This window comes from Flavobacterium longum (assembly GCF_965137575.1).
GTDB lineage: Bacteria > Bacteroidota > Bacteroidia > Flavobacteriales > Flavobacteriaceae > Flavobacterium > Flavobacterium longum.
The window spans coordinates 163,730-188,084 of sequence record NZ_CBCRZJ010000004.1 but is presented as its reverse complement, the minus strand read 5'-3'; the positions used below and the strand labels follow the sequence as shown (position 1 = coordinate 188,084).

Below are 24,355 nucleotides of genomic sequence, written 5' to 3'. Positions count from 1 at the left end.
TTGTAAGAGAACCTTTAATAAAAACACAAATTACAGCGATTTTATGAATAAAACTGCGCAATCAGTATGGGAAAACTGTCTGTCGTTTATAAAGGACAATATCCAGGAGCAAGCTTACAAGACCTGGTTTGAACCTATAAAGTCAGTCGAGCTTACCGACAATGCGCTGTACATTCAGGTGCCGAGCAAATTCTTCTATGAATGGCTCGAAGAACACTACGTAAAATTGCTGAAAGTTGCCCTTACCAAAGAACTCGGAAAAAACGCGAAGTTACTTTATAAAATCAAGATGGAAAACACCTACGGCAACAAACAGCCCTTTACGGAGCAGTTGCCCAGTGCCCATCGCAGTCCGGTGAAAACGCAAGAAGTGGATGCACCGTACAAAAACCTCAGCCCTGAACTGAAAAACCCGTTCGTGATTCCAGGCATCCGCAATGTCAAGATCGAATCACAACTCAACCCGAATTACAGTTTCGATAATTTCCTGGAAGGCGATTCCAACCGATTGGCGCGTTCTGCCGGTATGGCCGTCGCGAACAAACCGGGCGGTACGTCGTTTAATCCGCTGCTCATTTTTGGCGGTGTTGGTTTGGGGAAGACACATTTGGCGCATGCCATCGGGGTTGAAATCAAGGACAAATACCCGGAGAAAACCGTGCTGTATATTTCAGCCGAAGTGTTCACCCAACAATACATCGATTCAGTCAAGAAAAACAGCCGCAACGATTTCATCCATTTTTACCAGCTGATCGACGTACTCATCATTGATGACGTACAATTCCTTTCGGGTAAATCAGGCACGCAGGACGTATTCTTCCACATCTTCAACTACTTGCACCAAAACGGCAAACAGGTGATTTTGACTTCGGACAAAGCGCCGGTTGACATGCAGGACATCGAACAGCGTTTGCTTTCGCGTTTCAAATGGGGATTGTCTGCGGAATTGCACCAGCCTGATTACGAAACCCGCGTTTCGATCTTGAAAAACATCCTCTACCGCGACGGCGTGGAAATGCCCGACGAAATCGTGGAGTATGTCGCGCGCAACATCAAATCGAACGTACGCGAATTGGAAGGCGCCATCATTTCCTTAATTGCGCAGTCGTCGTTCAATAAAAAGGAAGTCACGATTGACCTCGCTAAACATGTGGTTGAAAAATTCGTCAAGAATATCAAACGCGAGATTTCCATCGAATACATCCAGAAAGTGGTTTCCGATTACTTCCAGCTGGACATTGACACGCTGCAATCCAAGACGCGCAAACGCCATGTCGTCCAGGCGCGGCAACTGGCGATGTTTTTCGCGAAGAAATTCACCAAGGCGTCTTTGGCCAACATCGGTTCGCAAATCGGCGACCGCGACCACGCCACAGTATTGCACGCTTGTAAAACGGTGGACAATCTGGTTTCTACCGACAAGCAGTTCAAGAAGTTCGTTGACGACATTCATAAGAAACTTTCTTTGTAATACAGCCGACTTCGCGTCGGTTTTTTTATTGACTTTTGCGACCTTTGCAAACCTAGTGCAAACAGCAAGAAAAAAATTACGGTAAAACCACATATTTATGTCCGTTAAAATATTAATGGTCTGTCTCGGAAACATCTGTCGGTCACCGCTGGCCGAAGGAATCCTGGCGTCAAAACTCCCAAAAGATAAATTCACCGTTGACTCGGCCGGAACAGGACACTGGCACATCGGTCACCAACCCGATAAACGTTCGCTCGAAACGGCGCTTCGCAACGGATTGGACATTTCACACCAACGCGGCCGGCAATTCAGCGCAGCCGATTTTGACGCGTTCGACTATATCTATGTCATGGACAACAGCAACTACGCAGACGTCATCGCGCTGGCCCAAACCGACGAGCACCGCGCAAAAGTCAGGCTTATCCTGGATGAAATGTTTCCGGGTGAAAATGTGGATGTGCCCGACCCATATTACGGCATGCAAAACGGGTTTGACATGGTTTACCGCATGTTGGACGAAACCTGCGACATCGTGGCGAAAAGGTTAATGGAAAAGCATCCATGAGTCACGGAAAATTATACCTCATCCCAGTCACGCTGGGCGAAATGCAAGCCGATGATGTCTTGCCGCACACGGTGAAACGCGCCATCGGATTCATCGACCATTACATCGTGGAAAATGAAAAAACGGCACGGCGTTCCATCAAGGCAATAATGCCCGAAAAAGTACAGTCGTCACTTCACCTGAGCACGCTCAACAAACACACGGATGTTGCCGCGCACAACGAAATGCTCAAGCCTTGTTTTGAAGGAATACATGTTGGCTTAATGTCTGAAGCGGGTTGCCCTGGCATTGCAGATCCGGGCGCAGCCATCGTAAAACTGGCACACGAAAAAGGCATCCAGGTCGTGCCGCTGGTTGGCCCGTCGTCGATACTGCTGGCGATGATGGCATCGGGCATGAACGGCCAGAGTTTTACTTTTCACGGTTACCTACCGATTGATAAAGGTGAAAGGAAATCGGCACTAAAGAATCTGGAAAAATTATCATCGGACAAAGACCAATCGCAACTGTTTATCGAAACGCCCTATCGCAACAACAAGATGCTGGAAGATTTGCTGCAGACCCTGCAACCCAATACGCACCTTTGCATCGCGGCCGACATTACGCTGCCTTCAGAATTCATCAAGACGCACCGGATTGCCGATTGGAAAAAAATGAAAGTGGACCTGGACAAGCGACCGGCGATTTTCATCATCCATAAAATGAACTAAGCGTTCCCAACTTTTCACGCCCGTGCCTACCCTATGGGCAGAGTTAACCGCTAAACCGCTTCCCCACGACGGTTATCCCATAAAAAAAGCCCGGCAACACCGAGCTTCTCTTTATATTGTTTAGGCTTACTGCACCGATGCGTCGGCGTCGGCCACAATCGCGCCGGTTTCATACCCCCCGAATTTTCGCATGTAGGTTTTGATCGACGTGCCGTATCCGTCGCGGAAATGACGCGTGCCGTTGCTTTTGAAGAATCGCTTCACGGTAGTCACGCCGCCCAAATGGGCCGCAGCCAAAATCCCGGATTCGGTGACGTGGATGCCGCCGATAACCATTCCGGAGTATTTTGCGATTTCGTCGCGCAACAGCCATTTGTTCTTGGCCAGCAGCGCGATGAATGCTTTCTCCTGCAACACCGGACTTTTCATGAACGCCGCATGGTTGTTCACCCCGATGCTTCGCAAGGTTTCCGGGCTGAATTGGTATTTGCCCATCATCCCGAACGAATTAACTTTTGAGTATTTGCCTTGGGATTCGCGGAAAGCGATGGCTTCTTTGTATCCGATAAAGAATTTTCCTGTAAAAGGAATGTTGAGATTGGCATAATCTGCCTGATTTTTTGACGGAAAGTGGTAGAGGATTTCGTCGTCTTCGCCCAAGAGGAACCAGTCGTGATTCTGTTTTTTAAAAGGTTTGAAGCCAAAACAGATAAAGGCTACAATAGAAAGGATGCTAATATAATATGTCCATTTCTTGATCATACTTTGGATTTCTTCCAGCGCTGTCACCACTGAAAATTTCTGCGGGCCAAAGATACGACTTTTATATTAATGCTGAAAATCAATCAGTTAAATAATACCTAAAAATAAACAGTGTGAAATTTAGTAGTCCCTTTCGTGTTTATTTCCAGCGCTGGCGCGGGAATCTTGATTGTGTTGAACACCGAAAAAACCGTCTTAAGCAGGTGCGATTTGGTTTCGATTTTCGATAAGTCAACGTCAAGACTTAGGTAAAATTGTCTGAAACGTTCCTGTTCCGGTAGAAAAACGGTGTTCACGAAACGGTCGTTTCCGGTAACCATTCCTTCGGCACCATACCCGACGGCCACGTTGAGCCATTTCGGGATTTTGGACGATTTCGCGAAAGAATGAAGGTTGATTGACAACCAATATGTCTGCCCGTTGTAATCCTTGAGCACTTGTTCCCGGACGGCTTCGCCCAACACTTCAGGCCTTGCCGAGGCATAAGGCGTGGTGTGGAAGGAAAATTTCGGGATGATGCGCTGTTCTTTCCAGAGCAGTTGCTGCGAAACAAACAGCGCCGTTCCGCCAGCGTTGGCTGCGACGTCGCCCCAAGACGCGCCCCATTCCGCCGAATAGCCGTCAAAAATCTCGACTGTCGACAGAAATGCAAAGCCTAACGTGGAACCATACAACAAACGGTCTTTTTCGCGAACGCCGCTCCAGGCCAATGCCTCGTAGCCGAAACGCCCGAGATGATACGAAGAATATACGTGACCGGCCTTGTCCATCTGCAGCCATTGGGCATTGTCGTTCACGAAATGAAAATCGGATTTTTCGTAATCGCTGTACCAGACTTGGGCCAAGCCTAACAAAGCGCCGGCGGCCAAGCCAGATTCGGTCCAGATGACGCCGTTTCGTCGCGCCTTGTTCAGCGTGTCCGACGGTTTGAGGAAAAGTTCCGGTTGCCGGATTTCAACCTGCGCGGAAACCGACAACCCGAGGAGCAACATCCATATGGCGAGTGCGCGTGTCAAAGTTATCTTTTGATGCCTTGTGCGTTAATCCAAGCCACGTACTTCTGGCGGTTCACTTCATGTTGCGCCGGGGTAACGGCAAATTCGTGGTAGCCGAAATTTGTCACGCTCGCGCAGAAAAACAAATAGTTGTGGCTTTCCGGATTGAGCACGGCATCGATGGCGGAAATGTCCGGCATCGCGATCGGACCCGGTGGCAAGCCTTCATACATATAAGTATTGTAAGGTGAGTTGGTAAGCAAATCCTTGTTGAGCACGCGCTTGACGACGAGCGAAAAATCGTTCGCCTGCTTCTTCATAGCATAAATCACGGTCGGGTCGGCTTCGAGCTTGATGCCTTGTTTCAGTCGGTTCAAATACACGCCAGCCACACGCGGACGCTCGTCGGTCTTGACGGTTTCCTTGTGGACAATCGATGCCAGGATATAAACTTCTATCGGTGTCAAACCCAACTTTTCCGCTTTGGCCGTCCGATCGGGGTTCCAGAATTTTCGGTATTCCTTAGCCATGCGGTCGCGGAATTTCTCGGCCGAAATGTTCCAGAAAAACTCATATGAGTTCGGGACATACATACAAAGCGCATTGCTTTCATTGAACCCGTTTTCTTTTAAGAACGCGGCATCGGTAAAAGCCGCCATCAGTTTCAGGCTATCCGGTTCGAGTTGCGAGGCCACGCGTCCGGCGAAATCTTCCATCCGCTCCTGGTTGTTAAAAGCCAGTTGCACGGGCACATTCTGGCGCAGCGCGTTGACGATGTCATTGCTGTTCATCCCTTTCTTCAAAAGGAAATGCCCGGCCTTGACGTTGGTCGGGTAAGACTTTTTGGCCGCCGTTTTCTCGAAGCGTTCCATGTCTTCCACATAGGTTGCCATGATGTTTTTTACGTCCTCGAAAGTCGCGTCGGTCGGGATGTTGACGAAAATTTCCTTCTCGCTGAATTTGGTGTTCCCGGCAAAAATCTGCCGGTACATGATGTAGCCGTAAATGATCAATCCCGCAGCAACGACCACGGAAACGATGCCAATGATTTTCTTTAAGTTCAAGGTAAGAAGTTATTGATGATTGATGCGCTGGAACATGGCTTCGTCACGGTATTTGCCCGAAAACAGGTTCCAGTCTTTTTTCACTCCGATTTTTTCGAAACCAAATTTAGTAAAAAGCGTTATACTCGCTTCATTCTGGACATCGATATTTGCGTAGAGTTGGTGCAGCTCCAATTTACTGAAGGCATAATCGATGAGCAACTCCAAGGCTTCGCTGCCTACACCTTGCCTGCGGTCCAGCGGATGACGGATGACAATCCCGATGCCGGCGCGTTTGTTCCTTGGGTCGAAATCAAACAAATCGATCAGCCCGATGGCCCGGAAATCCTTGTCTTTACAGATGGCCAGCCGGAGTTGTTTGGCTTCGTAAATATCTTGCTGCGCATTCTCCAAATAACGTTTGATCAGGAATTTGCTGTACGGCGTCTGGGTGTTGCTCACTTCCCAAACGGTTTCGTCGTTCTCGATTTTGTAGAGGAATTCAAGGTCTTCGGGTTCGAGCGCACGAAGCCAGATGCTTGGTCCTTTGAGCGTAATCATACGATAAATGTTCCTTTAAAGACGAACTCGGCCGGGCCAATCAAATAGACCTTCGAGTATTTCCCGTCTCGCACTTCGAATGACACTTCCAGCGTGCCGCCTTCTACGTTGAGCTTGACGGTTTCGCTCTTGGTTTTTCCGAGGTAATGCACCGCGATGGCAACTGCCGTAACGCCTGTTCCACAGGACAATGTTTCGTCTTCCACGCCGCGTTCATACGTGCGGACGGAAAATCTCCCGTCGGCTTCAGGTTTTACGAAATTGACATTGCTGCCTGCGCTTCCGTACATATCACTATACCGGATTTTGGCGCCCAGCTCGGCCACATTCACCTGACGGACATCTTCCACGAATTCCACGTGATGCGGCGAACCGGTATCCAGGAAAATATAGCCGTTGCCGGTTTTGATATGGTCAACGTCTTTCATATGGAGCGATACAATTCCATCGGCATCTATAGTCGCATCATGTAAACCGTCGGTAGCCATGAAGCGCGTGCTGTTTTCAATCAAACCGAGGCTTTTCGCAAAGGCGACAATGCAGCGTCCGCCGTTGCCGCACATGGAGCTGGTGTTGCCGTCTGAATTGTAATACACCATCCGGAAATCTGACGTTTCGTCATTTTCCAGCAAAATCAATCCGTCGGCACCAATGCCAAAACGTCGGTCGCAAAGCTTCGCAACCAATTCGGTATTTTCTTTGGGAAATGACAAATCACGATTGTCGATCATGACAAAGTCGTTTCCGGTGCCTTGGTATTTGTAAAAATTGAGTTCCATTCGTGACGCAAAAGTAGCAATATAAATTGGAAGTAAGGCTTTGTTAAACACGCGTTAAACCGCATTTTACGAAAAAATAAACCCTATAATTTTACGTTCGTTAATTTCAAAACAATGCAAAAGACCATGAAAAAATTTTCAAGCTTATTGTTAGTGTCATTGCTGAGCGGCGCCATGACTTTGGGCGGCTACAAATTGCTGGTCGAGAACAACGACAGCAAAAAATCCATCATCACCGATGCGGCGGCATCTTCGTATACCCGACCGGTTGGCCTGACGGCTGAAAATCTTGATTTCACCGAAGCGGCAGACAAAGCCGTACATTATGTCGTTCACGTGAAAAACGTGTCGTACCGTACGGTTACCAACCCGATTATGGAATTCATTTACGGCTACCGCGGCGGCCAGCAACAAGAACAAGTGGGAACGGGTTCGGGCGTCATCATTTCCGAAGACGGCTATATCGTAACCAACAACCACGTGGTGAAAGACGCACAAGACCTTGAAGTTACCCTGAACAACAAAAAAGTGTACAAAGCCAAGCTCGTCGGTACGGATTCCAAGATGGACATCGCCCTGTTGAAAATCGACAGCGACGAGAAATTACCTTATACGACATTTGCCAATTCAGACAATGTAAAAGTGGGCGAATGGGTTTTGGCCGTGGGCAACCCGTACAATCTTAACTCTACGGTCACCGCGGGCATCGTGTCGGCCAAAGCACGTAACCTCGGCGAAAACAGCATCCAATCGTTCATCCAGACAGACGCGGCGGTGAATCCGGGCAATAGTGGCGGCGCACTGGTCAATACGAACGGCGAACTCATCGGCATCAACACCATGATTTCATCAATGACCGGATCGTACGTGGGCTACTCTTTTGCGGTGCCGTCTAACGTGACCAAGAAAATCGTGGAAGACATCATGGAATTCGGGAACGTACAACGCGGCATTCTCGGAATTGAAGGCGGCGAATTAAATGCGGCCGCATCAAAAGAACTGGGCGTGAACGATACCAACGGTTTCTACGTGAATCGCGTCAGCAAAGGTTCGGGCGCCGAGAAATCCGGGTTGAAAAAAGGCGACATCATCGTTAAAGTGGACGAGGCAGCCATTGCATCGTATGCCGATATCCAGAACGTGCTCAACACCAAACGCCCGAACGACCAAGTGAAAGTAACGTTCAAACGCGACGGCAAACTGATGACGGTTCCGGTATCGCTCAGCAAGAACGATACATTTTCGACCGAAATCAAAGGATTGAAACTGGAGAATATCGACGCCACAGACAAACGAAGCTTCGGTTTGAACTACGGTGTGAAAATCAGTGAAATCAATAACGGTAGGCTCAAGCCATATGCCGATGACCTTGAAGGCGGCATCATCCTGAGCATCGGCAATGTGAAAGCCACCAATGTGGAAACCGTGTCTCGCGCACTCGAAAATCTGGGTGAAGACCAAAGTGTACAAGTGGACATGATCACCAAAAACGGCCAGAGGCTGCGGTTGATCATCTAAAATTCCAATAAAAACAACGAAAAGCCTGCTCAAACGATCAGGCTTTTTTTATTGGTAAAATTGTCGTGAAAATATTTTACGAAAACGTTTGAAATCTATACTTTTGCGCCAAATTAAAAAAAACTTCCAAACCAATGAGCAACACACAATTGTACGAGAAGGAAATCGCGAAACAAGCTGACCGTCGTCGGGCTTGCGTCGAACTGATCAAGACCATCAGCGATTTGTGGTATGACAAATCCACGGAAATGGTTTTGTTCCGCAACCAACTCATCAACCGCAACGTGAGCGATATCATCAACCTGCATGAGTACGCCGGAGAATTTGTCGGGAAGCCGATCTCTATTTTTGATTCGGTCGAAATCGGCAAAGCCATCCTTTCGTCTGATTTGCCTCCGGCCAAACTGGATCTGGGCAAGTTAACGTATGAATTCTCCACTGGAAACTACAGCGATGCGCGCCGTTTTGTCCTCGACAAATTGAGTGATGCCAAGGATTTCAAGAACAACCAACCGAAAGATGTTGTGTTGTACGGTTTCGGACGCATTGGCCGTCTGCTGGCCCGCGAACTGATGTCGAAAGCCGGAAAAGGCACGCAATTGCGCCTTCGTGCGATTGTGACCAGAGATAAAAACGATGCAGTGTCGTTGGAAAAACGTGCTTCCTTGTTGCGTTACGACTCGATCCACGGAGATTTCGAAGGTTCTGTCGTGGCGGATGTCGAAAACCAGGCGCTCATCATTAATGGCACCACGGTTCACGTCATCACGGCAAACGCTCCTGAAGACATCGACTATACGAAATACGGTTTCGACAATGCGCTGGTGATCGACAACACAGGCGCGTTTACGACCAAGGAAGCACTCGAAAGACATTTGACCTCGAAAGGCGTCGATAAAGTACTGTTGACCGCACCGGGCAAAGGCGTTCCAAACATCGTGCACGGTGTGAACCAAAACGAGTACAACCCGGACGAAGTGAAGATTTTCTCTGCGGCTTCTTGTACGACCAACGCGATTACGCCAATCCTGAAAGCCGTAGAAGACACGCTCGGCGTCGTGAAAGGCCATTTGGAAACCATCCACGCCTACACCAACGACCAAAACCTGGTGGACAACATGCACAAGAAATACCGTCGTGGCCGCGCCGCTGCGCTCAATATGGTCATCACCGAAACCGGAGCCGGAAGCGCCGTGGCCAAAGCGTTGCCTTCATTGGCCGGAAAACTCACCTCGAACGCCATCCGCGTACCGGTGCCGAACGGCTCATTGGTCGTCTTGAACCTCGAAGTGGGCAAAACCACGTCGGCTGACGAAGTGAATGCCATTATGAAGAAATACGCGCTCGAAGGCGACTTGGTGGAACAAATCAAATACTCGCTCAACAATGAATTGGTATCATCAGACATCGTGGGCACTTCGGCGCCTGCCATTTTCGACAGCAACGCCACCATCGTTTCAGCAGATGGCAAGAACATCGTACTTTACGTTTGGTATGACAACGAATACGGTTACAGCCACCAAGTAATCAGGCTGGCGAAATACATCGCGAAAGTAAGACGCTACACCTACTATTAATAGTCCGCCCGATTGGCTTTCCATATGAAGAATCCGTTTCACCTAGAGACGGATTTTTTTATATTCGCACCAAACCAATTATTTATTTTATGGAAATCAGACCGAACCAGCAGCGCACCAGGACGGCCATTATTATGATTTGCGCGGTATTGGCGATTGAAATCTTCATGCTCATTTCAGATTATATGCAGTATAATCTACTGGTCGAAGTCCAAAATGGCGGATTTGTGGAGCCGACGGCAGCCGAAAACAATGATTTACGCCAACAAATTCTTGGCTTTATTTACCTTGCCGTTTTCATCACATCTATCGTTACGTTCATCAATTGGTTCAGGCGCGCCTTTTACAATCTTGAGCAACGTATGGACGGCCGCAACCTGAAATTTACGAATCAAGAAGCGGGAATTTCATGGTTTATCCCGATTGTGAGTTTGTTTAAGCCCTACCAGATCATGCGGGAAATGTTCCGAAAGACGGAAATATACATGGGTGCGCAAATCAAGGGCTACATTCCGCAAACAACACCGAGTCTTGGCTGGTGGTGGGCATTCTGGATCATCAACAACATCTTGGGAAATCTCCTTTTTAGCATGGCCCGTAAAGCGGAAACCCTCGACCAGTTGCTTGACTACACCACTATGAGCATGGCATCCGCATTCATTGGGATACCATTAGCGTTGCTGGCCATATTAGTGATACAGAATTATTCGGAAAAAGAAGTCGCGATGGAACGCATTTCCACACAAAAAAGCGCTGACGATGAACCCGAAATCCTACCCGAAATCCTACCTGAATCTTAAAATCCCAACTACTCTTTTTTGTTGATGATGTAATAAATCGGAATCCCGATGAGCATAATCAATACGCCCCAGCCGCAGGTGCTGGTTTTCCAGATGAGTAGCGCCAGGGAAATTGCCGTTGCGACTGCGATATACAACAGCGGTAAAATCGGGTAGCCGAAAGCCTTGTACGGACGCTCTGCATCGGGCATCGACTTGCGTAACCTGAAAATGCCGTAAATCGTCAAGATGTAAAAAATCAATACGATGATGACCACAAAGTCGAGCAAGTCACCGTATTTTCCGGTCAGGCAAAGTGCAGATGCCCAAACACATTGCACCCACAACGCCCATGCGGGAACCCCGGCGTCATTGAGATGTCCGGCTTTTTTGAAGAACAGACCGTCGTTGGCCATTGTATAATACACGCGCGCGCCGGCCATAATCAGCCCGTTGTTACACGCGAAAGTGGAAATCATGATCATTATGGCGATGATGATCGTTCCGATACCGCCGAAAATATACTGTGAGGCAACAACCGCTACCCGATCAGACGGGGCGGTCGCGATTTCATTGAGCGGCACGACGGCCAGGTACATCACGTTGGCCAGTACATAAATCAGGCTTACGATTAATGTCCCGAAAAACAAGCTCAACCCCACATTGCGTTGCGGGTTTTTGATTTCGCCTGCAATAAATGTCACGCCATTCCAAGCATCGCTCGAAAACAAGGAGCCGACCATCGCGGCAGAAATTCCGGCCAGAAGTGCGGTACCGCTTATCGAAGACCAAATTCCGGTATCGGGATTGAGACTTTTCGTGGACCAGGCGTCGGCCCAGTTCGCCTGCCAGATGTCTGCCTTTGCGGCGAGCATCAACCCAAAGACAATCAATCCTGCCAAAGACAAAATCTTGATGATGGATAAAAACGTCTGCAATTTCTTGCTGTTCTTGACGCCGCGGCTATTCAAGTAAGTCAGGAAAACAATAGTAATGATGGACACGACCTGCGCCGCATTAAGCTTGAACGACCCGATATTGAACAGAATGTTCTGGTCGCTGAGCGGTTCGTACAAATACGCCGCGAATTTCGAAAAAGCCACACCTACGGCGGCAATCGTCCCGGTTTGAATGACGGCGAAAAAACTCCAGCCGTATAAGAACGCAATGAGTTTGTTGTAAGCTTCCTTGAGGTATACATATTGGCCGCCCGCTTTCGGGAACATCGCGCTCAACTCGCCATAACTCACAGCCGCGACAACAGTAATCAAACCGGTCAGTGCCCAAAGCAGGATAAGCCATCCAGCCGACCCGACTTGCCTAACCATATCTGAACTCACGATAAAAATTCCTGACCCGATCATGGAACCCACAACGAGCATGGTGCCGTCGAGTAAACCGAGTTCGCGTTTAAAGTGTTCGTTTTCGGTTGATTCAATAGGATTGTCTTGGTTCATCTTGTTTGATTTTAGTGTCCGAAAGATAGGTAAAAAGAAAGCCAACTGGCAATCTGTTAACGAAAGATGTAATTCATCGATATGTTCAAAACTTTTACAATTCTTAATTTTTTGTGAAAAAATACCCATTAAATTTATAAGGAAATTCCTCTTTTTTTAACCAAAAACAACACACTATGAAGCAAAAAATTTACTTGTTATTGCTGTGGCTTTGCTGTTTAAACTCGTACGCACAGCCGCCGCAGGGCATTGGTTATCAATCAATAGCCCGAAACGTTTCAGGAGCTGTCCTTACCGGCACGACCATCGCCGTAAAAATTAGTATTCTCAACGCAGACACTTCCGTCGCTTATCGTGAAACGCATCACCCGATGACCAATGCAAATGGTTATTACAGCCTGACGATTGGTTCAATAACACCGCCCGATGTAGGCGTCTTTGCCAGTATAGATTGGAAAGCCAATAACAAATTATTGAAAGTAGAGATTGATCCTGCCAATGGCACGACGTTTCCGGCGGGTTTGACTTCTACTACACCATTCATGAGTGTTCCGTATGCATTTTTCGCAAAAACAGCCCTAAATATTACGGCATTTACAATCCGCGACAATATGGCTGCGCTCAAAACGAATGCAGGGACAAAAAATAATGAGCTTTGTTACATCAGGGGATACACCTGGTTTGGTGACGGCGGCGAAGGCCTATTCATTTGGAAAACCGATCCCGTTTTCAAAACCAATAATGGTGTAGGTGTGGCTTCCGGATATTATCATCAAGGAAATGATGGAACAATTGTCCAGGCAGCCACTAATGGCGTACCTAATGATACAGGCCGTTGGGTAAGATTGTATGACGATTATATCAGCGTTGCTTATTTTGGCGCGAATGGCTATTGGGGAAACCAGACTGCCACCATCCAGGCGGCGATCGACTTTGCCAAGCTGGTAGCCAACGGAAGTAGCGATTACCAATCCCATTTTGCCAGTACAACGGTTTTCATCCCGAGCGGAATTTATCCGATTGACAAAATAACCCTGAAAGACGGTGTTGACATTGTCGGCGAAAGCATCGATCGTACTATGATTATGGCACTTCCTGACGGTACGGCTCCGTGCCTGATTGATATGGAAGCTGGCATGGTACACACGAATGTGTCAAACCTTCACCTTTATGGTAAATATCCGGGAACAAACGGCAGCAATAAAACCGCAATGTTTTTCAAAGGCCAGGTTGGCCCATACGGAGCAGGCGGGTTGACCAATTCGACTTTCAGGAATATCATTGTCGAATTTTTTAAAGGACATGGCATTCATATGAGTGCCGGCACAACCGGAAGTTTACCTAACGATACAACAATCTTCGAAAACGTCAGGATATTCCGTTTTTATGGCGTTACGCCCGCCATCCATTCGTTGTATATAGACAATGATAACCGCTTATACAGTTTCATTAACTGCCAGTTCGATGGCGGCGGAGGCGGTGAAAGTTTTTATATGGCATCGACCGGGTCAAACGTATACATCGACGGTAATGGCAGTAGTGATTATGCCCTGCCGCATTCAATTAATTTCTTAAATACCACCATACAGAATGGCGATTACGGCGTATACATCAACGGTGCAGACAACGTCAATTTCGACACCTGTTGGTTTGAAAACCTCGGCACTGGTGTCTATGCCGACGGTACGTTGCGTCCCTGCAAAGGAATTAATATAACCAACAGCCGTTTTGCGAATGTTGCTGGTTATGGCGCATTTTCCCAATATCTCGATGCCAATTATATGATTTCTACAGGTTATTGCATCGAATCGAAAAATTCCGTGGTGAACGCAACCAATAATCTGATGGTGGGCGGCGACCCATGTACAAACTGCGGCTTTTCAAAGGCGCATCCGGGCAATTTAGGACTGAACCTGTCGATGAATAGTTTCACACAGGACAATTTGGCAAAAATGACCGGCGTCATGCAAACAGCTACGCAATCGGGCTCGACATTAGATTGCAAACAGAATAATGAAATCAGCGCAACCGGTTCCGGAACCATAACTACCATTTCTTCTACAATCAATACCGGTGAAGTGGTACTGATCAAGGCTGCCAGTTCATTGACCTTTAGTAGGGCTCCGGGAAGCAATATAACTTTTCCGGGCTCATCAACGACCTTGACGCTGACAACCGGTGAAATGGCCGAATTCATGAAAACTGATTTTGGCGGTTTGGAAAAATTCCAGCTCGTAAGAATCAAGCGATAACACAAGACATCCGATATGAAAAAAATATTCTCATTCCTATTTTTCTTTGCGGGTTGGAGCCTTGCGGCACAACCTCAGACGCAAGCTCAGGCAAACAGTGGCTCTTTCAGCCAAAACACCAGTAACACGTCGACATTTATCGTGGGGACGATTTACGTCAAATATCAAAATATTTCCGGCAGAATGGAACAGCCTGTCGTGGTCAATGATGTTCTTTTTACGCCCAACCCAGTGAAAGATTATCTGAGTTTTACTAAAAATTCAGACATAAAATCAATTCGGATTTTCGATCTCGGCGGACGCCAGATGATTGAAGCACAAGTACGCGACAACATGGTAAACCTCTCTGCCCTGCCGAAAGGTTGTTATGTAATGATTACCGATACAGACAGTTCAAAAGGCTATAAACTTTTTAAAGAATAATCATGGAAAGACTTATGAAGAGATTCGTTTTGAGTTTTGTGCTCTGCCTGTGTTTCACCTTTGCTTATGCACAACCACCTCAAGGCATAAACTATCAAGGAGTGGCATTGAACAGTACGCTTACCGCACCCTTGGCATCGGGTGTCAGCATTGGTGTTCGTATCACTATCTGGGACAATGTTGTCGGGTCGGGAAGTCCGTTATTTACGCAGACGCAGACAACGACGACCAGTGGCGGCGGCGTATTCAATATAACGATTGGAGGTAGCCTGTTCCCTTCTTTTGCCGACATAGATTGGGCAGCGGGCGTACCCAAATTTATTCAAATCGAAATCGATCCCGCCGGCGGCACCAATTATACCCAATCTGGTTCAACGCAGTTGTTGAGCGTGCCTTATGCTTTCCATGCCAAATATTCCGATGGCCTTACCAGCTATTGGATAAAAGAAAATCTCGCCGCCCTGAAAGCTTCTCCGGGAAATACAGCCGGGGATATCGCATTCATGATGGGTTACAATGTTGCCGGAGACGGTGGTGGCGGCTACTTTGTCTGGAAGACCGACAATGTTTTCAAGACATCCGCCAGCGGATATTACAGCACCGCAAACGACGGGACAATCGTTCAGGCCAACGGAGGAAATGACAATGGGCGTTGGGTACGCATGTACGACGGGTTTGTAAACGTCAAGTTTTTTGGTGCTATGGGAACTTGGGGAAATTATACGCTTCAAATAAAGAGAGCGCTCGAATTCGCAGAACTTGTTGCTGTCGGTAGCCCTGACTATGTGGCGCACTTTCAAAGTTCGACGGTATTTGTACCCAACGGAAATTACATCATAGATACTATTGAACTCAAAGACGGTGTTTCTTTTATTGGCGAGAATATGGAGAAAACCAATTTTTACCCGACAAATGCGCCCGGAAGTTATGTAGTTACGATGGAGAAAGGACGTGTCAGGACCAATGTTTCTGATATGAGTTTTATTGGTTCCTATTCGGGTTCCGAAGGACAAAGTTATCCGTTTACGGGCAACAACCCAAAAGGATTGATGTACCTCGAATCACAGGTAAAGACGATTGCCGAGGGCGGTTTTAACGATGGTGGTTTATGGGCATCTTCTTTCAAAAATATCCTTATTACCAATTTCAAAAAAAACGGTATTTTCCTCAAAGGTTCCACTACGAATTATCAGCACCACAACAATTCAACGGTTTTTGAAAACATCCGCGTCTACAAAGGAGATCAGGAAGCCGATGTGAATGCGCTGCGTATCGAAGGTGCCAATTCGACTTTTACGTTTATCAATTGCCAGTTTGACGGCACCCGATACAGTGGCTACAGTAAAGGTAAAAATGTCTATCTGAAAGGTTATTATCCGGGAAACAACAGTCCTGTCCTACCGGCAAACATCAGTTTCGTGAATTGTACTTTCAACAATGCCGACTACGGAATTTACATTGACTACGCCGAAAACATCACGGTTGACAACAGCCTGTTCCGACTGTTGGGTTATGGCGTAGTCGTGGATGGAACGACGCGAAACTGTAAAGGTATCAGCGTTTTGAACAATCGGTTTTACAGCGCTTCCGGCTACGGTAATTTCAATCCCGGCGCAGGATATATCAAAGCCGGCGGCCGATGCATTCGTGTAACTAATTCCTATGTGAATATTAAGGGAAATTATGCGTTTTCAGAAGACATCTGCAGTTCTTGCGGCTTTGCCGACTTCTCGGCGGGCAATATTGGGGTAAATCTGGAAGGCAATACTTTTTCGATTCCAAAAGTCGGCCGTACCGATAACATTATGCAACAGCTCACCCAAAGTGGAACAACACTCGTGTGCGGACAAAACAAGATTTTGAGCGTTAACAATACCGGGACAATCAACACACTCGATTCGACGCTCAATACCGGGGAAACTATTACCATCAAAGCTTCTGCAGCGTTGGTATTTAGTAAATCTGGAGGAAATATCGCCTTTCCCGGATCTTTGACCACGCTTTCGCTCAACGCAGGAGAAATTGTGAAATTCATTAAAACCGATTCTGGATTCCAGTCGGTTTCCGTTATCCGAAATAACCCATAACCAATGAGAAATTTATATATCTTATTGTTGCTTCTTCTAGCAACATCCGCTTATCCACAGCTTCCGCAAGGCATCAGTTATCAAGGACTTGCCAGAAGTAGTTCTGGAACGATGTATCCGTTGGATACAATTGCCGTCAGGATTACCATTGTCAACCCGGGCTCGTCCAATGTCTATCGCGAAGTTCATCATCCTGATACCGATGCCTTGTCTATATATTCCCTCGTCATCGGCCAAGGCGTGCCCGAAACAGGTCCTGGACTTGTCCCGTTTGACCAAATCAACTGGTCTTCTCAGAATAAGGATGTAAGGGTTGAAATTGATTTCAACAACGGAAGTAATTACTCCCACACGACACAAACATCGTTGCTGACGGTTCCGTATGCGTTGCACTCGAAAACTGCCGAAAGCGTCCCGACCTATACGGTAAAAAACAATCTTACAGAATTAAAAGCAATGGCCGGAACTCTCAACGGACAAATTGTCTTCGTAAAAGGGCATACCAATCCCGGCGATGGCGGCGGCGGCTATTTTATGTGGAAGACGAACGACATTTTTAAAACATCAATGTCGGGAATTTTCAGCCAAGACAACAATGGCACAATCATCCAGGCAGTCATTAGTGGCCTAGCTAATGATAGCGGCCGTTGGGTCAGGCAATACGAAGGTTACATAAATGCGGCATATTTTGGGGCATTCGGAACTTGGGGCAATTACACCACCGCCTTGAAAAATGCCATTGATTTCGCGAAGTCAATAGTTTTCACAGGTGGCGATGGCTCAGATAATTTGTCGCATTTCCAGAGTAATACCATTTACATCCCAAATGGAAATTATATCGTTGATAAGATTACGCTACTAGACGGTGTATCGATTATCGGCGAAAGCATGGAAAACACGAACATTTATCCTTCCAATACATCCGGGACATATCTTGTAGACATGGAAATCGGGCGCGTCCGGACCAATGTTTCCAACCTGAATTTCATCGGTTCTTACAGCGGATTTACCAGTCCGAAAGGTGTTTTTTATCTCAAGGGAATACAAAAAACCGGCGGAAATGCCGTCGAAGGTTATGGCGATGGCGGTCTTTGGAATTGTACTTTCAAGAACATCCAAATCCGTTCGTTCGAAGGCACCGGCATTTATCTGGGCGGCGGAACTACTGCTTATAACACGCCCGACCAATTTGTGAATTTTGAAAACGTCCGCGTATCGAGAGGTCATCTTACCAACAACAGTTATGCACTTTTCATGGAAGGACAAAACGGCCAGTATACCTACACAAACTGTAGTTTTTATGGCGGTGGCGGAACCACATTCGCCAAAGGAAAACTTGTCTATTTAAAAGGTTATTCCCCTGGGGGTGGAGAAACCTGGGATCCAGCCGTTGTCACGTTCCTTAATTGTACTTTCTCGAATGCAGATTACGGCGCGTATCTCGAGTATGCCGAAAGCATTTCATTCGACAACTGCGCTTTTTCGAACCTTGGCTACGGTGTTTATCTCAATGGCGCCAATAAACCGAACAAGGCCGTAAACGTTCTTAACAGCCGATTTGACAATGCCGCCGGTTACGGATCCTACACGCCACCGTCTGGCTATGTGAAAGACAATGGTGCGTGCGTTTTTACAGACAATTCGGTAGTCAACGTTACGGGCAATTATGTTACAGCTGGAAGTTTTTGCGCAACATGCAACTTCGTCGCCGCCGGAACCAATAATATTGGCGTCGGAATCAGTGGCAATACATTCTCTTCGAACAGCCTAAATAAGACGTCTGGCGTACAAAAATCTGTTTCCAATGCCTTTGGAAGTCTTTCTTGTAAAAGAGGAACCCTCTTTTTCCTGAACACTTCTACCACAAACATTGACAATATATCTTCGACAGTGGGTGCTGGCGAAATACTGACTTTCGTCGTTACTGGCATTGGAAATGTCAAATTCAACAGAATAGCGGGTAACATTTATTTTCCTGGAACCTCGACAACACTAACAGTAAATACGGGAGAAGTTGTGCAGTTCCGAAGATCTGATCTCTCAGGCGTTACCAAGTATGAATTGGTTTCATTGGTAAAAAACAATCCTTAAAAAGTAAAAATTACCTAAAAACCACAAAATCCGCCCATCCGGCGGATTTTTTTGTTCCAGTATCGGCGGATTTTTTCGTATATTTCGATTCCCTACGCAAACACAACTAAAACATGGACATCAACATTTCCTCCCAAAATCGGGCGGATTATCTGTATGTTGAATCAAAAGGCGTAGTGGAATCGGCAGACGAACTCGTTGCCCACGCGAATTTGGTTTACGCAGAATTCCTCAAGTACAACCCGCAAAAAATCCTGATTTATCAGATGGAAACCGAGTTTCCGCCCGGGCTTTCGTCTTACCTGAACTTGGTCAACCATTACATCGATAATTTTGTCCCGGAAGTCCTTTCGGTGAAAGTAGCGGCGGTAATTCAGGAGAAATTCAAGGATATCGGCGACTTTTGGGAAACCGTATGCACCAACCGCGGTTTTCAATACCATGCCTTTACGGATTTCGACTTGGCCGAACGCTGGCTGTTGTCCGAATAAAAAAACTCCCGTTTATGACGGGAGTTTTCGGCTTAACTAACTTAAAAACTTATGCTTTGCCTGCGGCAATCAAATTGAGCGCTGATCCGGCTTTGAACCAGCCAATCTGGCCTTCATTATAAGTATGGTTGGCGACAATCGTATCAACCGTGCCATCTGCGTGCTTGAACTCGAGCGTCAGCGGAACGCCCGGCGCAAACGCGGTCAGGTTGGTGATACTGATGGTATCGTCTTCCTGGATTTTGTCGTAATCGGCTTCGTTGGCGAAAGTCAGCGCCAGCATGCCTTGCTTCTTGAGATTGGTTTCGTGGATGCGGGCAAACGATTTCACCAAAACGGCCTTCACGCCCAGGAAACGCGGCTCCATGGCAGCGTGCTCGCGGGACGAACCTTCGCCATAGTTGTGGTCGCCGACAACAATCGATGGAATGCCAGCCGCTTTGTAGGCGCGTTGCACCGCCGGCACGGCTTCGTAACTTCCGGTCAATTGGTTTTTCACCGAATTCGCTTTTTGGTTGAACGCGTTGATGGCACCAATGAGCATGTTGTTGGAGATATTGTCCAAATGTCCGCGGAAACGCAACCAAGGGCCAGCCATGGAAATGTGGTCTGTGGTACATTTTCCGAAGGCTTTGATAAGCAACTTCGCACCCGTGATGTTTTGGCCGTCCCAAGGCTCAAATGGCGCAAGCAACTGCAAACGCTCAGATTTAGGGTCAACGATGACATTTACGCCAGAACCATCGGCAGCAGGCGCCTGATAGCCCGGATCTTCCGCGTCGAAACCTTTCGGTGGCAACTCGTTTCCGGTTGGCTCGTCGAGTTTTACTTCAATGCCGTCTTCGTTGATGAGCGTGTCGGTCAATGGGTTGAACGTCAGATCACCGGCGATGGCCATGGCGGTCACCAATTCCGGTGAGCCTACGAAAGCCAAAGTATTCGGGTTGCCATCGGCACGTTTTGAGAAGTTTCGGTTGAATGAGTGAACGATGGTGTTGCGTTCTTCTTTTTCGGCACCTTCGCGGTCCCACATCCCGATGCACGGGCCGCAGGCATTGGCAAAAACCGTCGCGTTGATCTTATCGAAGATGTCAATGAAACCGTCGCGCTCAATGGTGTAACGGACTGTTTCGGAACCCGGCGTAATGGTGAATTTCGCCTTGGTCTTCAATTTTTTATCGGCCACTTGTTGGGCCAACGATGCCGCGCGGGCAATATCTTCGTAAGAGGAATTGGTGCAAGAACCGATAAGACCATATTCAATCTTGAGCGGCCAGTTGTTTTTGATGGCTTCTTCTTTCATCTTCGAAATCGGCGTGGCCAAATCCGGGGTGAACGGGCCGTTCAAATGCGGCTCGAGTTCAGACAGGTTGATTTCGATGACTTGGTCGAAGTATTGCTCCGGATTGGCGTACACTTCGGCATCGGCAGTCAAATATGGTGCAATCGCATCAGCGGCATCGGCCACATCGGCACGACCGGTTGAACGCAAATAGCGCGACATAGAGGCATCGTAACCGAACGTTGATGTTGTGGCGCCAACTTCGGCACCCATATTACAGATTGTTCCTTTTCCGGTGCACGACATAGACGTTGCGCCTTCGCCGAAATACTCGATGACCGCGCCGGTTCCGCCTTTTACGGTCAGGATGCCGGCCACTTTCAGGATGACATCTTTCGGTGCCGTCCAGCCAGACAATTTCCCGGTGAGTTTTACGCCGATCAAACGAGGGAATTTCAGCTCCCAAGCCATGCCCGACATTACGTCAACGGCATCTGCACCGCCAACACCGATGGCAATCATGCCCAATCCGCCGGCATTTACCGTGTGTGAATCGGTACCGATCATCATTCCGCCCGGAAACGCATAGTTTTCCAAGACGACTTGGTGGATGATGCCCGCACCCGGTTTCCAGAACCCGATGCCGTATTTGTTGGACACCGACGACAGGAAATCAAAAACTTCATTGCTGGACTTTTTCGCCGCAGCCAAATCTGTCTCGGCGTTTACTTTTGCCTGGATCAAGTGGTCGCAATGTACGGTCGTTGGTACGGCCACTTTGCTTTTTCCGGCGTGCATGAATTGCAACAATGCCATTTGCGCCGTTGCGTCCTGACAGGCCACACGGTCTGGGGCGAAATCCACATAATCCTTACCGCGCTGGAATGTTTGGGTTGGCATCCCTTCCCACAAGTGCGCATATAAAATCTTTTCGGTGAGTGTCAGCGGACGGCCGGTGAGTTCACGCGCTTTATCGACGCGGGCGGCCATGTTTCCGTAGACTTTCTTGATCATTTCAATATCAAAAGCCATATAAAAAGGTGTGTTTAATTCTTCCGCAAAATTAAGAAAATAAGATGGTTTACAACGATTTCGTGATTTCGAAAGATTATTTTTATCGAATATCAATTTTACCTACAAAATATTGAGCGATTTGCAGTTTTCGCTTAGAATATTTCATTATCGACATTTTCCCAATTGGTTTTTTGACAAATGCGAAATTCGACGGCTTGAAAATCACCGGATTTAGACGAAGAATGAATCTAAATTACATCGCGCTTGTCCATCATCGGCTTTTCGTAATAGCGGTACAACAACCAACTGAGCAGCACGGTGACCGACAGATAAATCGCCGTGAAAACAGCCGCCGCCATAACCGACAAGGTTTCCGTAGCCACATAGTGCTTCATTAGTTGCAACACGACACCATAATGCAGCAGGTAAATGGAATACGAAATCAAGCTGACGAAGGTAACGCCTTTGGCCACGGCCGTTCCCGACGACTGCCAGCCAGACAGCACCGGAAGGAACAACGCAATCGAAACTGAGGCGAGCGGCAAATACACGACGTTCCAGAAAAACGGATACTGGTCAATGAACAGCCCGAAGAAACCCACGCCGAACGTGTAGAAGCCAATCATCGACAACCCGAGAAATGCCCAGAGAAACTTCGTCTTTCGCCAATAATCGTTGAAACGGATCGACAGCCATGCCGCCAGTACGCCGATGAAAATCGAATCCAAACGATAGATGACCACAGACTTCACCGCGAGGTTCCATTGGTCTATCGTCGTGATTTGGTGTTGCGCATGATAGAAAATCTTGGTGATGAAAAACAAAAAGATCAACAACAGAATGACCGCCAGGAATTGCCTCGACTTGTCTTTGGGGCGCAACAGCAAAAAGAAAAGCAGCAATGCAAACGGCAAAATGACATACGCGAATTCCTCGACCGACAAACTCCACGACTCGGTGAAAAAAGGCAGCATCGGCGCGGCGAAATTCTGTAGGAAGAAAAAGTAACGCCATAAACCATCGGTTGAAACCGAAAGCGCGAACGCAATTGCGATGTTCACGACCAGAATCAAAAAGTAATTCGGGAATGTCCTGTACCAGCGCCGCTTGAGGAAATAAAAAACCGCGCGTAAATTAAAGTCATTCTCGGTAAACTGGCGGTAAATGATCCGGCCGATGAGAAACCCGCTGAGCACGAAAAAGATCTCGACACCCAAAAAACCGGCAAGCGCAAGCAGCGCCGTAAAGAGGTTGTTGCCATGTGGAAAAATCCAGGCGCAATGCCCGGCGAGCACGAGCAAAATGGCCGTGGCACGCATCAGGTCAAGCCCGAAGATCCGGTTTTGGTTTTTCGATGACACCATAGGAATGCGTTTGTTTGGCCCTGAAATTCAGGATTGGTTTTTCGAAATATCGGTACAGCAGCCAGCCGGAAGTAAATGTAAGCAGAAGATACGACAACGTAAAGGCGTGCAACTGCCAGATCGTAAAATCTGCGGTGTCGATGTAGTGTTTCATCAAAAACAAAATGAGGCTGTAGTGCATCAGATAAACGAAATACGACACCGAACCTAGAAATGCAACAGGTCTATCGAGCCATTGGGGCGCAGTTTTCCACTCGGAGAAGAACGGCAGGAAAAACGCCGAAGCGACTGAAATCAGCGGCAGGAACAACACATCGTAAAAGAACGGAAAATCCAGGATCGACAATTTTACAAAACCGACGAGCGCGGCCAAGGCGGCAAGAATCGACAATCCCGAAACGGCCAACACGTTCCGGTACTTCTTCCAATGCCCGATGCGGTTGAAGCGCAGCCATGCGAACAACACGCCCATCATGACGGCATCGACACGATAGATCGCAACCGAACGCAAAGACACATTCCATTCAGGCAAAGTGATGCCAGGATGATTCAAGTAAAAATGAATTTTCGCCATCATGGGCAACACCATCAGCACCAAAACCATATACAGGAACATCCGGTCGCGGTTCTTGGAGAAACCCACCAGGAGCAACAACACGAACGGAATGATGAAATAAGGGATTTCCTTGATGGCCATGCTCCAGGATTCGGGAAAAAACGGCAACATCGGCGCCGCAAAATTCTGTAGGAATACGAAATATTTCCACGGTTCACGGATGTCATATCCCAAAAAACTGAACACCGCCATGTTGACCAGCAAAACAAGCAGGTAATTGGGCATGATGCGCAACATCCGGCGGCGCATGAAGTTCTTGATGATGTTCCAGTTGTAGTCTTGGCGCAGGAATACGCGGTGCAAACTCCCGCCGATCAAAAAACCGCTCAGTACGAAAAACAATTCTACGCCGATAAACCCTGAAAAGTTCATGCCTTTGGTGAGTAGGTTTTTGCTGTTGGGATAAATCCAAAGGATGTGTGCGGCCAACACCAGCAGGATGGCACCGACGCGCATCAGGTCGAGCCCGAAAATTTTCTTTTCGTCGCGTGGCGTGGCTGTCATGAAAATAGTAAGTT

Annotated in this window: 20 protein-coding genes; 11 read left to right on the top strand and 9 right to left on the bottom strand. The window is 47.6% G+C overall.

Annotated features, from left to right (window positions below):
- Positions 1-43: 43 nt before the first annotated feature.
- The 3 genes from dnaA (at position 44) to ACM9J1_RS08880 (ending at position 2,746) form a co-directional block, all read left to right on the top strand.
- A complete protein-coding gene (gene dnaA / locus ACM9J1_RS08890) occupies positions 44-1,471 on the top strand; it encodes a chromosomal replication initiator protein DnaA (protein WP_415581681.1) in 1,428 nt (475 codons plus the stop codon).
- A 97-nt stretch (positions 1,472-1,568) separates the two neighbouring features.
- The gene (locus tag ACM9J1_RS08885) at positions 1,569-2,036 is read left to right on the top strand and encodes a low molecular weight protein-tyrosine-phosphatase (RefSeq protein ID WP_415581680.1); all 468 of its coding nucleotides are present in this window, start codon (positions 1,569-1,571) and stop codon (positions 2,034-2,036) included.
- Positions 2,033-2,746 carry an SAM-dependent methyltransferase gene (locus ACM9J1_RS08880; RefSeq protein WP_415581679.1) on the top strand — a complete coding sequence of 238 codons (714 nt, stop codon included), beginning with the start codon at positions 2,033-2,035 and terminating at the stop codon, positions 2,744-2,746. Before ACM9J1_RS08885 ends, ACM9J1_RS08880 begins: the two co-directional genes overlap by 4 nt.
- A gap of 126 nt (positions 2,747-2,872) precedes the next feature.
- Here the strand turns inward: ACM9J1_RS08880 and ACM9J1_RS08875 are convergent, their stop codons facing one another.
- The 5 genes from ACM9J1_RS08875 to dapF form a co-directional block, all read right to left on the bottom strand.
- The gene (locus ACM9J1_RS08875) at positions 2,873-3,535 is read right to left on the bottom strand and encodes a peptidoglycan-binding protein LysM (protein WP_415581678.1); all 663 of its coding nucleotides are present in this window, start codon (positions 3,533-3,535) and stop codon (positions 2,873-2,875) included.
- Between the two features lie 71 nt (positions 3,536-3,606).
- On the bottom strand, positions 3,607-4,500 hold the full coding sequence (locus tag ACM9J1_RS08870; RefSeq protein WP_415581817.1) for a DUF2279 domain-containing protein: 894 nt from the start codon (positions 4,498-4,500) through the stop codon (positions 3,607-3,609).
- A 26-nt stretch (positions 4,501-4,526) separates the two neighbouring features.
- Positions 4,527-5,567 (bottom strand): endolytic transglycosylase MltG, encoded by a 1,041-nt coding sequence (mltG, locus tag ACM9J1_RS08865; protein WP_415581677.1) that lies wholly within the window; start codon positions 5,565-5,567, stop codon positions 4,527-4,529.
- Positions 5,568-5,576: 9 nt separating this feature from the next.
- Positions 5,577-6,107, bottom strand: coding sequence for a GNAT family N-acetyltransferase (locus ACM9J1_RS08860; protein ID WP_415581676.1), 531 nt, complete (start codon positions 6,105-6,107; stop codon positions 5,577-5,579).
- Complete coding sequence (gene dapF, locus ACM9J1_RS08855) at positions 6,104-6,886, bottom strand: diaminopimelate epimerase (protein ID WP_415581675.1); 783 nt, start codon at positions 6,884-6,886, stop codon at positions 6,104-6,106. Before dapF ends, ACM9J1_RS08860 begins: the two co-directional genes overlap by 4 nt.
- Before the next feature lie 126 nt (positions 6,887-7,012).
- On the opposite strand from dapF, the gene ACM9J1_RS08850 reads away from it, so the two are divergent.
- From ACM9J1_RS08850 to ACM9J1_RS08840, 3 genes are all read left to right on the top strand, one after another.
- Complete coding sequence (locus ACM9J1_RS08850) at positions 7,013-8,404, top strand: trypsin-like peptidase domain-containing protein (RefSeq protein ID WP_415581674.1); 1,392 nt, start codon at positions 7,013-7,015, stop codon at positions 8,402-8,404.
- 134 nt (positions 8,405-8,538) lie between these two features.
- Positions 8,539-9,981 (top strand): glyceraldehyde-3-phosphate dehydrogenase, encoded by a 1,443-nt coding sequence (locus ACM9J1_RS08845; RefSeq protein ID WP_415581673.1) that lies wholly within the window; start codon positions 8,539-8,541, stop codon positions 9,979-9,981.
- An 89-nt stretch (positions 9,982-10,070) separates the two neighbouring features.
- The gene (locus ACM9J1_RS08840; protein WP_415581672.1) at positions 10,071-10,781 is read left to right on the top strand and encodes a DUF4328 domain-containing protein; all 711 of its coding nucleotides are present in this window, start codon (positions 10,071-10,073) and stop codon (positions 10,779-10,781) included.
- 8 nt (positions 10,782-10,789) lie between these two features.
- On the opposite strand, the gene ACM9J1_RS08835 is transcribed toward ACM9J1_RS08840, so the two are convergent.
- Positions 10,790-12,217, bottom strand: coding sequence for an APC family permease (locus tag ACM9J1_RS08835; protein WP_415581671.1), 1,428 nt, complete (start codon positions 12,215-12,217; stop codon positions 10,790-10,792).
- Positions 12,218-12,393: 176 nt separating this feature from the next.
- Here ACM9J1_RS08835 and ACM9J1_RS08830 point away from each other — a divergent pair, with 176 nt between their 5' ends.
- From ACM9J1_RS08830 to ACM9J1_RS08810, 5 genes are all read left to right on the top strand, one after another.
- On the top strand, positions 12,394-14,469 hold the full coding sequence (locus ACM9J1_RS08830) for a pectate lyase family protein (protein WP_415581670.1): 2,076 nt from the start codon (positions 12,394-12,396) through the stop codon (positions 14,467-14,469).
- 15 nt (positions 14,470-14,484) lie between these two features.
- Positions 14,485-14,892, top strand: coding sequence for a T9SS type A sorting domain-containing protein (locus tag ACM9J1_RS08825; RefSeq protein ID WP_415581669.1), 408 nt, complete (start codon positions 14,485-14,487; stop codon positions 14,890-14,892).
- A 14-nt stretch (positions 14,893-14,906) separates the two neighbouring features.
- On the top strand, positions 14,907-16,979 hold the full coding sequence (locus ACM9J1_RS08820) for a right-handed parallel beta-helix repeat-containing protein (protein WP_415581668.1): 2,073 nt from the start codon (positions 14,907-14,909) through the stop codon (positions 16,977-16,979).
- Positions 16,980-16,982: 3 nt separating this feature from the next.
- Positions 16,983-19,070 carry a hypothetical protein gene (locus ACM9J1_RS08815; RefSeq protein ID WP_415581667.1) on the top strand — a complete coding sequence of 696 codons (2,088 nt, stop codon included), beginning with the start codon at positions 16,983-16,985 and terminating at the stop codon, positions 19,068-19,070.
- 113 nt (positions 19,071-19,183) lie between these two features.
- Positions 19,184-19,561, top strand: a complete 378-nt coding sequence (locus tag ACM9J1_RS08810; RefSeq protein ID WP_415581666.1) for a hypothetical protein — start codon at positions 19,184-19,186, stop codon at positions 19,559-19,561.
- 49 nt (positions 19,562-19,610) lie between these two features.
- Here ACM9J1_RS08810 and ACM9J1_RS08805 read toward each other — a convergent pair whose 3' ends face one another.
- The 3 genes from ACM9J1_RS08805 to ACM9J1_RS08795 all read right to left on the bottom strand — a co-directional run bounded on the left by ACM9J1_RS08805 (position 19,611) and on the right by ACM9J1_RS08795 (position 24,341).
- Positions 19,611-21,875, bottom strand: a complete 2,265-nt coding sequence (locus ACM9J1_RS08805; RefSeq protein WP_415581665.1) for an aconitate hydratase — start codon at positions 21,873-21,875, stop codon at positions 19,611-19,613.
- A 230-nt stretch (positions 21,876-22,105) separates the two neighbouring features.
- The gene (locus ACM9J1_RS08800) at positions 22,106-23,221 is read right to left on the bottom strand and encodes an acyltransferase family protein (protein WP_415581664.1); all 1,116 of its coding nucleotides are present in this window, start codon (positions 23,219-23,221) and stop codon (positions 22,106-22,108) included.
- Entirely contained in the window at positions 23,181-24,341 is a 1,161-nt protein-coding gene (locus tag ACM9J1_RS08795; RefSeq protein WP_415581663.1) for an acyltransferase family protein, read from the bottom strand. Before ACM9J1_RS08795 ends, ACM9J1_RS08800 begins: the two co-directional genes overlap by 41 nt.
- Between the last annotated feature and the right edge of the window lie 14 nt (positions 24,342-24,355).